The sequence below is a fragment of the Stappia sediminis genome (assembly GCF_009826895.1).
Classification (GTDB): Bacteria; Pseudomonadota; Alphaproteobacteria; order Rhizobiales; family Stappiaceae; genus Hongsoonwoonella; species Hongsoonwoonella sediminis.
Genome location: NZ_WUMV01000012.1, coordinates 1 through 10,938, shown reverse-complemented (window position 1 = coordinate 10,938; position 10,938 = coordinate 1). Strand labels below are relative to the sequence as shown.

At 59.2% G+C, this 10,938-nt stretch carries 13 protein-coding genes; 11 read left to right on the top strand and 2 right to left on the bottom strand.

Annotated elements, in window-relative coordinates:
- Positions 1–345 precede the first annotated feature (345 nt).
- Positions 346–753, bottom strand: a complete 408-nt coding sequence (locus GR183_RS21515; protein WP_160777747.1) for a MarR family winged helix-turn-helix transcriptional regulator — start codon at positions 751–753, stop codon at positions 346–348.
- A 388-nt stretch (positions 754–1,141) separates the two neighbouring features.
- Between GR183_RS21515 and GR183_RS21510 the strand changes: the two genes are divergently transcribed.
- From GR183_RS21510 to GR183_RS21470, 9 genes are all read left to right on the top strand, one after another.
- On the top strand, positions 1,142–2,200 hold the full coding sequence (locus GR183_RS21510; RefSeq protein WP_160777746.1) for a substrate-binding domain-containing protein: 1,059 nt from the start codon (positions 1,142–1,144) through the stop codon (positions 2,198–2,200).
- A gap of 224 nt (positions 2,201–2,424) precedes the next feature.
- The gene (gene nthA, locus GR183_RS21505; protein ID WP_160777745.1) at positions 2,425–3,024 is read left to right on the top strand and encodes a nitrile hydratase subunit alpha; all 600 of its coding nucleotides are present in this window, start codon (positions 2,425–2,427) and stop codon (positions 3,022–3,024) included.
- A 40-nt stretch (positions 3,025–3,064) separates the two neighbouring features.
- Entirely contained in the window at positions 3,065–3,379 is a 315-nt protein-coding gene (locus GR183_RS22235; RefSeq protein ID WP_160777744.1) for an SH3-like domain-containing protein, read from the top strand.
- Entirely contained in the window at positions 3,379–3,726 is a 348-nt protein-coding gene (locus GR183_RS22230; RefSeq protein ID WP_160777743.1) for an SH3-like domain-containing protein, read from the top strand. Before GR183_RS22235 ends, GR183_RS22230 begins: the two co-directional genes overlap by 1 nt.
- Positions 3,726–4,223 carry a nitrile hydratase accessory protein gene (locus GR183_RS21490; RefSeq protein ID WP_160777742.1) on the top strand — a complete coding sequence of 166 codons (498 nt, stop codon included), beginning with the start codon at positions 3,726–3,728 and terminating at the stop codon, positions 4,221–4,223. Before GR183_RS22230 ends, GR183_RS21490 begins: the two co-directional genes overlap by 1 nt.
- Before the next feature lie 167 nt (positions 4,224–4,390).
- Positions 4,391–4,579, top strand: coding sequence for a CbtB domain-containing protein (locus tag GR183_RS21485; protein WP_376765788.1), 189 nt, complete (start codon positions 4,391–4,393; stop codon positions 4,577–4,579).
- Between the two features lie 108 nt (positions 4,580–4,687).
- On the top strand, positions 4,688–5,491 hold the full coding sequence (locus GR183_RS21480) for a CbtA family protein (protein ID WP_202396239.1): 804 nt from the start codon (positions 4,688–4,690) through the stop codon (positions 5,489–5,491).
- A gap of 228 nt (positions 5,492–5,719) precedes the next feature.
- Entirely contained in the window at positions 5,720–7,234 is a 1,515-nt protein-coding gene (locus tag GR183_RS21475; protein ID WP_160777741.1) for an amidase, read from the top strand.
- Between the two features lie 136 nt (positions 7,235–7,370).
- Complete coding sequence (locus GR183_RS21470) at positions 7,371–7,895, top strand: DUF1097 domain-containing protein (protein WP_160777740.1); 525 nt, start codon at positions 7,371–7,373, stop codon at positions 7,893–7,895.
- A 160-nt stretch (positions 7,896–8,055) separates the two neighbouring features.
- Here the strand turns inward: GR183_RS21470 and GR183_RS21465 are convergent, their stop codons facing one another.
- Positions 8,056–9,069, bottom strand: a complete 1,014-nt coding sequence (locus GR183_RS21465) for an NAD(P)H-dependent flavin oxidoreductase (RefSeq protein ID WP_160777739.1) — start codon at positions 9,067–9,069, stop codon at positions 8,056–8,058.
- A gap of 93 nt (positions 9,070–9,162) precedes the next feature.
- On the opposite strand from GR183_RS21465, the gene GR183_RS21460 reads away from it, so the two are divergent.
- Together GR183_RS21460 and GR183_RS21455 are read left to right on the top strand one after the other, a co-directional pair.
- Positions 9,163–10,059, top strand: coding sequence for a LysR family transcriptional regulator (locus tag GR183_RS21460; RefSeq protein ID WP_160777738.1), 897 nt, complete (start codon positions 9,163–9,165; stop codon positions 10,057–10,059).
- 69 nt (positions 10,060–10,128) lie between these two features.
- Positions 10,129–10,764 (top strand): cytochrome b, encoded by a 636-nt coding sequence (locus GR183_RS21455; protein ID WP_376765789.1) that lies wholly within the window; start codon positions 10,129–10,131, stop codon positions 10,762–10,764.
- Positions 10,765–10,938: the final 174 nt, after the last annotated feature.

Below are 10,938 nucleotides of genomic sequence, written 5' to 3'. Positions count from 1 at the left end.
TGGCAATGGCGAGCTAACATATTGGAATCGTTCAACTCACCAGTGACTCAGATGCCTGTCGGGTGCGCCATTTATGGCCTGATTCTTCCCGTAAAAAATTGAATTCATTGACCTATGCCCCGAATAACTTCAGGGCGTCAGGACAAACGGCCCTGTAAAGCGGGGGTTATCTCTCATTACGTGGCGCAGCTTCACGACGGCGCTGCATGTCGTGAAATCTCAACAGACCCTAGAGCATACCCTGCGAAATCCGGATCTGGTTTCGCGGACCAGGGATATGCTCAAGATATTGATTTCGGAGCGAATTCTTGTCACGAAAGCGATCCTGCTTTCGTGGAAAGCGCTTTAGTTGCGCACCAGCGTCTGCAGAATTCGGGTCAGTTCTTCAGCCTTGCCTTGCTGCAGCCGGTTGACGAGCTTTTCCTCTTGCTCTCCGACAACGCCTTCCAGGCGACCGATCAGCGCACCGCCTTTGGCTGTGAGAAACACCAGAACCTTGCGGCGGTCGTTGGGATCGGGCGCGCGATATACGAGCATCGCCGTTACCATCCGGTCGATGATCTTGGTCAGGGTTGTCGAATCGACGAGAACGCGCGCAGCAAGATCCCCCATTGCCAGCCCGTTACCATCCTTGAGCGCGCTGAGAATCCTGAACTGCTCGATCGGAATCCCTTCCGGGCGAAGCTTGTCCTGCAGTTCGTCTTCGAGCTGCCGGTTCACGATCGCGATAAGATAAGCCAGCTGGTTTTGCATCGAACTGATCCCGGCAATTCCGAAATTCTTAATTTCAATATCATCAGTTTCATAGAAATACTCCGTGTCTGCGCCGCGCGCAAGCCGGATTGCCCCCGAATGCGAATGCGAAGGTTGGCTTCAAGCTCACTAAAGCCTCTTAGCGCATGTCATCGCCGCTTGTCGTTGATCTGGGGAATTAGTAGATTTGACAGTAACGAGGTCAATTGGAGGCTCAGTTCCGGGAAAGCGGTTGCAAATCGACCACTTACACTGAAAATTTCCGGCTTGGAAAATCGAACTCGCGGTTGCGATTTCGAGATTAATGATCGTAGACGCTCGTTTATTTTCCAAATGCAAACCGGCTACTGCCGGAAATGTTCCAGCTCTTGCGGGGCAGGCGCGAATTATGAAGACAAGTACAGTCAGGATAGGCTTGCTCACGCCTGGGGAAGGTCCGGCCGGAATCTGGTCGCCCTCCGCACAGGCCAGTGCTTTGCTGGCTGTTGCGGAAATCAACGAGAGCGGTGGTTTGCTGAACCGCGAAGTAGAGCTGGTGCTCAAGGACGGCGGGAACACGGCCCGCGAAGCCGCTCTTGCCGCAGAAGATCTGGTTGAACTGGATGAAGCGGATGCCGTTGTAGCCTTGCTGCCGAGTTTCGCTCGCGGACCGGTTTCCCAGGCAATCGGGACTCGCGTGCCTTTCATCTACACCCCGCAGTTCGAAGGATTCGAGAGCGACACTTCCGTGGTGACGGTGGGAGAAACCTCGGACGAACTGCTTAGGCCCGGCCTGGCGTGGTTGTGCGAGCATAAATCCACGCAGCGCTTCTATCTCCTTGGAAACGACTACATCTGGCCGCGCTCCACGCTCGCGACCGCGCGTCGGATGATACGTGACATGGGCGCCATGGTTGTCGGGGAACGGATACTGCCCTTCGGCTTCACCGACTACGGGCCCGTGATAGAGGAGATCAAGCGCTCAAGGGCGGATGCGATCATGCCTTATCTTCTCGGCTATGAGGCGCTCGGCTTCAACCGCGCATTCGTCGAGGCGGGCCTGGACAAGCACGTCCTCAGGTTCTCGTCCGCGTTCGATGAAACGGTGCTTTATGCATTGGGGCCGGACTGCACCGAGAACATCTTCGTTACTTCGGCTTATTTTTCGAGCCTTCGCTCACGCAACAACGATCGCTTCCTCGAGCGGTATCACCAGTCTTTCGGCGATAGCCCGCCTCCCACCAACGGTTTCGGACAGTCCTGCTACGAAGGCGTTCACTGTCTGGCAGCCCTGGTTGCCGATACGGGCGACCTCGACCCCCGGGACCTCCAGCAACGCGTTGGAAGGACGATACAGGGGCGCACCGCGCGCGGGTTCGATCCAGCCGCCGTCGCCGGCGGCACCCGCCCGGTCCATCTGGCCACGGTGGACGGAATAGAATTCCGGATTATCGATCTCCAGTCCTGATCCGGCGCCGAAGACTTTCATCTTTATAGTAAAACGGCTCGGCACCGGGCTATTATATGTTGCGGCGCAATATAATCTTTTTGCCGTCGTAGCAAAAAATAGTTGCATTTTCAGATAACGCGGTTTCAAATAATTACGCATAGGCCAGCCATTGGCCCGCATACGGCAGGTTCACCGGAAATGGTCGACCGGCCCAAAGGAAAAAGCCACCAGAGAGGCGAACCATGTCCCATTCACATACCAAACCGCCGGTGCCCGTTGCGTTGCGCGTCAAGGCGATAGAAACGCTGCTGACCGAAAAAGGCGTGCTTGGCACGGGCGTTGTCGATGCGATCGTCGATGTGTTCGAACATGAACTCGGTCCCAAAAACGGCGCAAAGGTCGTGGCCAAGGCATGGGCCGACCCGGAGTACAAATCCTGGTTGCTCAAGGACGGTACGGCGGCGATCGAATCTCTCGGATTTTCCGGGTTTCAGGGCGAATATATGGTCGTGGTGGAGAACACGCGCGAAGTCCATAATGTCGTCGTTTGCACCTTGTGCTCCTGCTATCCCTGGCCGGTGCTCGGGCTGCCGCCCAACTGGTACAAGACGGCTCCCTACCGCAGCCGTGTGGTGCTGAACCCACGCTCTGTCCTTGCCGAATTCGACCTTCATATTCCAGACGATGTCGAGGTGCGTGTCTGGGATTCCACGTCCGACGTCCGTTATCTGGTGCTTCCCGAGCGTCCTGCCGGGACCGACGGCTGGAGCGAGGAGCAACTGGCGGCCCTTGTCACGCGGGATTCCATGATCGGCACCGGCATTTGCCGGCTGGCCGCCTGAAAAATCCCTGTTCCGTTCGCAAAGGACCGGAGAAACAGCAATGAACAGCATGCACGATATCGGCGGAATGGACGGCGTCGGGCCGCTTCCGCTGGAGGAAAACGAACCGATCTTCCATGAAGAATGGGAAAGGCGAATGTTCGGCGTGAAAGTCGCGCTGGCGATCGAGGGCGTCTACAACATCGACGAGACGCGCTGGGCGATGGAACGCATCCCCGCGCTGCGCTGGCTGCAGTCTTCCTACTACGAGCAGTGGGTTGACGGCGTCACCCGCAGCCTTCTCGAGAAGGACATTCTCACGCAAGAGGAAATCGATGCTCGGATCGAAGTCCTCAAGAACCAGGGAGGCGAATGATGCCTGTTACCCCTGACATGATCCCCGGGATCATCGCGACGAATTTCTCGCCGAAGGCGGATGTACCGCAAGCACCCGCATTCAAGGCCGGCGACAAGGTGCGTGCCGTGGTCATGGCCAAGCCGACGCATACGCGGCTTCCCCGTTACCTGCGCGGCCGCGTGGGCACCGTCGTCACCCATTACGGAGGCTTCGTCTTCGCGGATACCAGGGCCGTCCTCGAAGGCGACCACCCGCAGCATCTCTATTGCGTCCGCTTCGAGGGTTCCGACGTTTGGGGCCCGGATGCAGGTCCGAAAGACGCGATCTACGCCGACCTCTATGAGAGCTATCTGGAGGAAGCGTGATGGCCGGAACCGGATCGCTTTTCGATTTCGATCCTCTTTCGATCGAAATCGCCGGCGGGCAGTCTGACCATGTGGATGCCCCGAAATTCGTCCAGCCATGGCATGCGCAGGCGTTCGGCACGTCGATGGCGTTGAGCCGTGCCGGGCTCTTCACCTGGGCCGAATGGGTCGAGACCTTCAGCACGGTTATCCGCAACGTGCCGCCATGGCCCGGCGAGGACAGCAACTCGGTCTACTACAGGCAATGGGAAACGGCGCTTGAGACCATTCTCCTGCAAAAGGGAATACTTGGCGCCGATGAGATATCCCAGGCTGCGGAGGACTGGCGCAAGTCTTACCTTGCCACGCCTCACGGCCAGCCTGTGGAGTTTACGCGAGGCCTTGAAGAACGCATCGGCGAAGGCGGCGATGAGGGGCACCACCACCACCATCATCATGATGGCCGGAGGCCGGAGCCGATTGCCGTCAGCCCCGCGCGGATAGCTGCGGCCGGTTAGGCGCAGCGGCAACATGATTTAGCAATGGCGGATCTGGCCAGGGAAGTCCCGCCATCGCCCAAGGTATGTGTGCGAAGATATCAGAAGACATCGGCTAAAAAGTGCGCACGCATTCAGCTTCCATCTCCAAAGGGAAAGGCCAGCCGAAACGCGGCCAGGAGGATGTAATGAACAATATCAAGGCAATCCCTTCCATTAACGCCATGCCGGCGGATCGCGTTGCCGTCGCGAGAGCGGCGATGCTGGCGCTTGTGTTTGGAATGGGCATCGTTTTTACGGTCGGCTTTGCTTCGCCGAACGTGCTGCACAACGCCGCGCATGACAGCCGTCATTCGCTTGGCTTCCCCTGTCACTGACAGAGCGCTTGTCCTTCGGGCGGACACGCCTGAAGGACAGGAAATCGTTCCAGGTTCAATGTCTTGAGCATATCCTTGTCGCCAAATCCGATGCAGGTCTGGCGGGATATGCTCAAAAGGGAGCCCGTCGCGCTTCGCGGCGGTGTAGGATCGATGATCAGCCGGATATTCGGGTGTGCTCTGGGCGCGGGATGCGCCGCCGGGCTAACCCTTGCCTTTCTGCAGGCGGTGTTCACCGCGCCGATCATTCTGCAGGCCGAAATTTACGAAACCGCGTCTGCCACAGGCCTGCTGCAGCAGGCCGCCGCATCCGCAAACGATGTCGGCATCTGGCTCGTGCATGGCGGCGAAATCCATCAAAACATCGGTGGCGCCGGCGGGATCCTGAGCGGTCTTTCCGGAAATTGGGCGCCGGCGGATGGCGCGGAGCGTACGCTCTTTACAAGCTTGACCAGCGTTCTGATCGGCTTCGGCTTCGCTCTCCTGCTGCTTTCGGCCATGCTGTTGAGCGGGCGGAAGATAGATGCTTCTTCCGGGTTGCTCTGGGGGCTTGGCGGATTTGCGGCAGTCGCTCTGGCTCCCGCCCTCGGTCTTGCGCCGGAACTGCCGGGCTCCGCCGCGGCAGACCTTTCAGGCCGGCAGGGTTGGTGGATCGCCACGGCCATCGCGACAGCCGCCGGGCTCCGTCTCGTAACTGCGGGAAGGCCATCGCTTGTAAAGCTGGCCGGCGTCGCCTTGATTTTAGCGCCGCATGTTATCGGCGCGCCGCAGCCGCATGAATATACATCCACCGCGCCGGCGGAACTTGCGGGCCGGTTTGCCGCGACTTCGCTGGCGTGCGCCGCCGTCTTCTGGGCCGTGCTCGGCTCGGGGCTGGGGTACCTGTGGCAAAGGCGGGAGGGCTTCGCCTGAGACGTCACGCTATCCGGCTGGCCAGGGTGTTCTTGCCGGTTGGGTAGCGACCAGGAGCAATTGACGGGGAGAGCCCGCTTTCCATGCCGGCTTGGCCGAATGATCGACGGAAGGACAATTGCGCCTGAATACTAGTAATTTCATATATTGCATTTTCTTTTTTAGCCAAGCCGGGATGCACAAACCTCGCCCGAAAAACAGGGTGTTCTTTTGGGGAAAGGAAAAACAATGGCGATCAACAGGCCCAACGTTCAGCAGATCTTGGAGATCGCTGGGGAACTTGGCATGACGATGTCGGAGGAAAAGGCCGCGGAATATCTTGCGGTCATGCAGGCCAATTTCGACCCGTATGACATGGTCGACGAGATGCCGGACAACATTCCGGAGGTAAAATATCCCAGAACGCCGGGCTATCGGCCTTCGCGAAAAGACAACGAGCTCAACGCCTGGTACTACAGGAGCGAAATCAAGGGCGCGCCGACCGGAAAGCTCGCCGGGAAGACTGTTGTCATCAAGGACAATGTGGCGGTCGCCGGCGTTCCGATGATGAACGGGTCTTCGACGCTCGAGGGCTTCGTTCCGGGAATGGATGCAACGGTCGTGACCCGGCTTCTGGATGCCGGCGCCACCATTCTCGGTAAATCCACGTGCGAGCAGTTTTGCCTTTCGGCGGGCAGCCACTCTTCAGATCCCGCGCCGGTACATAACCCATACAAATACGGCTATTCGGCAGGCGGGTCGTCATCCGGCAGCGCGGCCCTTGTTGCAACCGGCGAGGCCGACCTGGCGATCGGAGGCGACCAGGGCGGCTCGATCCGCATACCGGCGGCTTTCTGCGGCGTTTACGGCATGAAGGCGACCTACGGGCTCGTTCCCTACACCGGCGTGATGCCGATCGAGATGACGGTGGACCATACGGGGCCGATCACCGGCAACGTGCGCGACAACGCGCTGATGCTGGAGGTGCTGGCCGGTGCAGACGGTCTGGACCCGCGCCAGTATTCGCCGAAAACGGACGATTACACCTCAGCGCTCGACCGTGGCGTGAAAGGAATGAAGATCGGCATCCTTAAGGAAGGCTTCGAGCTGCCGCTTCTTGAGGAGGATGTCGCCGAAAAGGTCAGGGCCGCGGGTGAGCGCTTCCGCGAGCTTGGCGCTGACGTGGAAGAGGTTTCGATCCCCGAGCACCCGCAGCTTGCCGCACTTTGGGGGCCTATCGGCATGGAAGGCCTCGCCGTCCAGATGATGTTCGGCAACGGCATGGGCTACAACTGGAAGGGGTTTTACGACGTCGCCCTCATGGAAGCTCATGCGGGTTGGCGGCAGAAGGCGGACGATCTTTCGAAAACGCTCACCATTGCCATGCTCGTGGGCCGCTACATGCAGACGCGCTACCGCGGTGCATTTTACGGCAAGGCACAGAATATCGCCCGGCGCATGAAGGCCATCTACGACCGGGCCTTTGCGGAGTATGACGTCATCCTGACGCCGACTGTCGCGATGAAGGCGACCAAACTGCCAGGCCCGGATGCTTCCATAGCCGAGATCGTCTCGCGGTCCTGGGAGATGCTGGGGGCGACCGCCCAGTATGACGTGACGGGCCATCCGGCGATGTCCGTTCCCTGCGGAATGAGCGCGGGCTTGCCCATCGGCCTGTCCATCGCCGCCGGAGACTATCAGGAAAGCAAGATCTACCGGGCCGCCGCCGCCTTCGAGGCATCGGTGGACTGGAAGCACGCCTGAGCGAATTTCGCGCCTGGATTACGGGCTGCGGGTCGGCCGCATGCCGCGAGCAGGGAGACGGGCGCGGGAGGGGAGCCCTGCTCGATCGAACAAAGAACAGCGCCGGTGCAGCCGGCGCCAACCGGAGGGAAAAGCAATGCCCGCAATAATGGCAATGGCAATCAGCGTCGGGTTCTTCGGCGGTATAGCAACCTGGTCGGTGCTTTCCGTGGGAACGATCCTTTTATGGGGCGTTTTCACCGCCTGGGCTTCGTTCTTCGCGGCAGGGGGCGACAACAAGGCGATCATGCTCAATATCGCCTGCAATTCGTTCGGGTCCCTCGTGGCCTGGGCCGTGGCCGTCCTCGCCCTTTCCAATCCCGTTCCCGGGCTTCCCGGTCCGGCGTGGATCGGAATCCTCGTGGCCGCAAGCATCATTTTCTTTGTGCTTTCGTCGCAGATCCCGGCGCTTGGCTTCGTTCCCGGCATCGTCTTCGGCTATGCCACGACATTTGCCTACCTCAGCCAGACACCCGGCGCGTTTGCCTATGAGGCGCTGCTTTCGGCGAGCCTTCAAAACGTCCTGCCGCTGGTTGTCGTCTCCATGGCAATCGGGACCGTGTTCGGGGCGGCCTCCGCGAAGGGCGTCGGGATTCTGTCCGCCCGATCCGAAGCAGCCTGATCAGCATAAACCGGCCGGGACCGTTTCAGGGTCCCGGCCGGTTTTTATCCCTCGGCATCGGCTGTGGTCGCCAGGGCGTCAGTTTAAATAAGAGGTATGCATTTTTCTGAAATGAAAAGCGTAATAAAAATCTCTAAAAGAAAATAGTTTTGGCGCCATTTCATGCATTCAAGCCCAGATCCGGATCGATGTTTGATCCCTTTCGGAAACCTTCGGCGAGCTTCGCCACGACTTCCCTGGCGGTTGTTCTTTCATTGACGAAACCAACTCCCTGGCCGGCGTAGAGGCTGAGCTTGTCGGCCATCTTCGGGCTGTCGACCTTGCGCAAGCCTCCGCCCATGAAGCGAAAGAGATTCCAGCCGCCCGGCCCCGGTATGGCGCGATGAGGCGTGCCGTATTTCCAGCCGTAGGAATATCCGGTCATGAATTTGGGGGCGTCCGTATCGGCATCGATCAGCTTTTGCTTGTAGGCGTCGTTCGTATCGCACTCATGGCAGGTCAGAAACGCCGTGCCGCACCAGATTCCTTCCGCACCAAGGCACCTTGCCGCACGTACCGCCCGGCTCTCGCCGATCGCGCCGGCGGCAATCACGGGCCGCCCCTCGGCGATATCCACCACCGCCGGAAGAAGCGCCATCAGGCCGACACGCCCGCGAATATGCCCACCCGATTCAATGCCTTGCGCAATGAGCATGTCGGCTCCATCCCGGATCGCCTTGCGCGCCTCCATGACGGAGCCGATCTGCACGGCCGTGACGATGCCGGCCTCCTTCGCACGAGGAATCGTCTCTTCGAAATCGCCGTAGAAGAGGGAAAGCACCTTCGGCTTTTCCTCCAGGACGACTTTGAAAGACGCTTCGAAAACTTCCGGGCCGCCGTACTGCGGAACGAGGTTCACGCCGAAGGGAAGGTCCGTCAGCTCCCTTGTCTCGTGGATCCAGCGGCGAAGGATCTTCGGCGGGACGCGCAGCCCGCCAAGATGCCCCATCCCTCCGGCTTCACTGACGGCGGCGACCAGTTCGGGTCCCGAAAGGCCGGCCATGCCGGCCTGAAAAACGGGAACCCTGATGCCGCACAGCTCGGAAGCTCTTGTCGACAAATATTGATCGCCGTCCGCGACCCAAAGGCCATCAAGGGCCTTTTTCGCCTGTCCGGCATTGCGTTTCGGTGCCATCGTCTCCTCCATTCCTATATATTTGTAGACGAAACGTGATGATCCCGTAAAATGATGATATAAGAAGTCTAGTATCTTTAAAGGAGAACGATATTGGAGATCCGAACGCTTAAAACCTTCCTTACGGTTGCCGAACTCGGGACGGTGTCCCAGGCATCGAGAAGGTTGAATTGCGTTCAGTCCAATGTGACGTCGCGGATCAAGGCGCTGGAAGAAGAACTCGGCATCGAACTTTTCTCGCGTGGGCGCAACGGCATGACGCTCACGCCCGCCGGCACATATTTTCTGGATCACGCAAAAGCCGTGGTCGATGCCGAGTCCGCCGCGATTGCGTCGCTCGCCAATTTCGCAGGCGCTGTCAGGTTGCTTCGGATCGGGAGCATGGAGTCGACTCTGGCAATACGGCTTCCGGCGTTTCTTTCACGATTCCGCGCGACCAATCCCGGTGTCCGGCTTGGCCTGAGGTCGGGCCCGACCGACGAACTGGTAGGGCTGCTTCTTGAAAACAGGATCGACCTCGCCCTCATCGGCGGGCAGTTCCGCCACCCCGACCTCAAGTCGCGCATTGTCTTTTCCGAGGAGATGGTGCTGGCGACGGAGGCCGGCATTCAAAGTCCCGAGCAGGTTGGAGCGATGCCCCTGATCGTTTTCAAGCCTGGCTGCTCCTACCGCGCCTATGCCCAAAACTGGATGCGCAGGTCCGGTTTCGCGCCGAACGACATTATCGAGCTTGGTACGCTGGAAGGTATTCTCGGCTGCGTCGCATCGGGCGTCGGCGTCACCTTGCTGCCCCGGTCGGTTGTCGAGGGCAGCGGGCATCGGGACATCGTAAATCTGCATCAACTCGGCGATCAGGACAGGTTTATAGATACGCTCGCTGTTCGAAACGCGGCCGCACCGGAAAACGGCGCGGTCGATGCTTTCCTGGATCTCGTTTGCGGAACCCGTGCCGCGTCCGGAGGTTCACTCGGCCGCCTTTTGCCGGCGTGAACGGTGCGGGGCCAGGTTTCCCGGCGCCCGAAGTATCGGCTGGGAAAGGATTTGCTTTCGCTATTGGAGATGGTTGCGATCGGATATTGCTGTCTATGCCCGATTTGCTGGTTTGCTAAAATCTTTCCCACACCGGACGTTGAAGAGATTGGGAAGATGAAACTCAGAGATACCGGCCTGGCCTTTGGTCTTGTAACAATCGCTTGCCACTGGACGGGAGCATTCTTATTGCCCGGGTTTTTGTTGCTCGCGGTGAATACACTTGCCGGTTCCGCTTCGCCGGATCCCGAGCGCCTGAACACGCTGACCACCCTTGCGGTCCTGTGTGCGGTCCTGTTTTCGTTCCGTATCTACTGGAGGCTGAAACACCACCACCCGATGCCCCTGGGAGGTGCGAAGCCTGTGGAAGTGATCATTGCCCGGTGCGTGGCCTTCGGGCTTTCGCTTGCCGGCGTCGTACTGCCTCTCATACTTTGGGCATCACTTTCTGCGAGCGGCTTGGAATTCCGGTTTTTCGGTCTGGAGTTTCCCCGGATCTGGTCGGAAGGCGAGGCTTCCGCGTTTTACCTCACGGGGCTCTTCTGGCTGGGTGTCATCGCCTTTACGCTCGGTTTCCTTCTTCATCTGTTCGGAGCTTTCAAGCATCAGGTGGTCCTGAAGGACGATGCGGTCTTGCGCCTGATGGGCAAGGAAGTCGAGCTGTGAATCATTGATTTCACTTGTCCGTCCCGGCGCTGTGCCAGTCGCCGGTTCCGGGAGGGTCTCGTATCGCGCGGCCGCCGCATTTCCGGTTCCGACTTCACGGTGGAATTGTTCGTTCAAAAAATACGTGTTAATGCACGCAGCGGAGTTTCGGAAAATTTTGTTATTGGACCGGGA

Coding starts and splice junctions, on each gene's coding strand:
- GR183_RS21515 (WP_160777747.1), bottom strand. CDS start 753: ATGCAAAACCAGCTGGCTTATCTTATCGCGATCGTGAACCGGCAGCTC.
- GR183_RS21510 (WP_160777746.1), top strand. CDS start 1,142: ATGAAGACAAGTACAGTCAGGATAGGCTTGCTCACGCCTGGGGAAGGT.
- nthA (WP_160777745.1), top strand. CDS start 2,425: ATGTCCCATTCACATACCAAACCGCCGGTGCCCGTTGCGTTGCGCGTC.
- GR183_RS22235 (WP_160777744.1), top strand. CDS start 3,065: ATGAACAGCATGCACGATATCGGCGGAATGGACGGCGTCGGGCCGCTT.
- GR183_RS22230 (WP_160777743.1), top strand. CDS start 3,379: ATGCCTGTTACCCCTGACATGATCCCCGGGATCATCGCGACGAATTTC.
- GR183_RS21490 (WP_160777742.1), top strand. CDS start 3,726: ATGGCCGGAACCGGATCGCTTTTCGATTTCGATCCTCTTTCGATCGAA.
- GR183_RS21485 (WP_376765788.1), top strand. CDS start 4,391: ATGAACAATATCAAGGCAATCCCTTCCATTAACGCCATGCCGGCGGAT.
- GR183_RS21480 (WP_202396239.1), top strand. CDS start 4,688: ATGCTCAAAAGGGAGCCCGTCGCGCTTCGCGGCGGTGTAGGATCGATG.
- GR183_RS21475 (WP_160777741.1), top strand. CDS start 5,720: ATGGCGATCAACAGGCCCAACGTTCAGCAGATCTTGGAGATCGCTGGG.
- GR183_RS21470 (WP_160777740.1), top strand. CDS start 7,371: ATGCCCGCAATAATGGCAATGGCAATCAGCGTCGGGTTCTTCGGCGGT.
- GR183_RS21465 (WP_160777739.1), bottom strand. CDS start 9,069: ATGGCACCGAAACGCAATGCCGGACAGGCGAAAAAGGCCCTTGATGGC.
- GR183_RS21455 (WP_376765789.1), top strand. CDS start 10,129: ATGGTTGCGATCGGATATTGCTGTCTATGCCCGATTTGCTGGTTTGCT.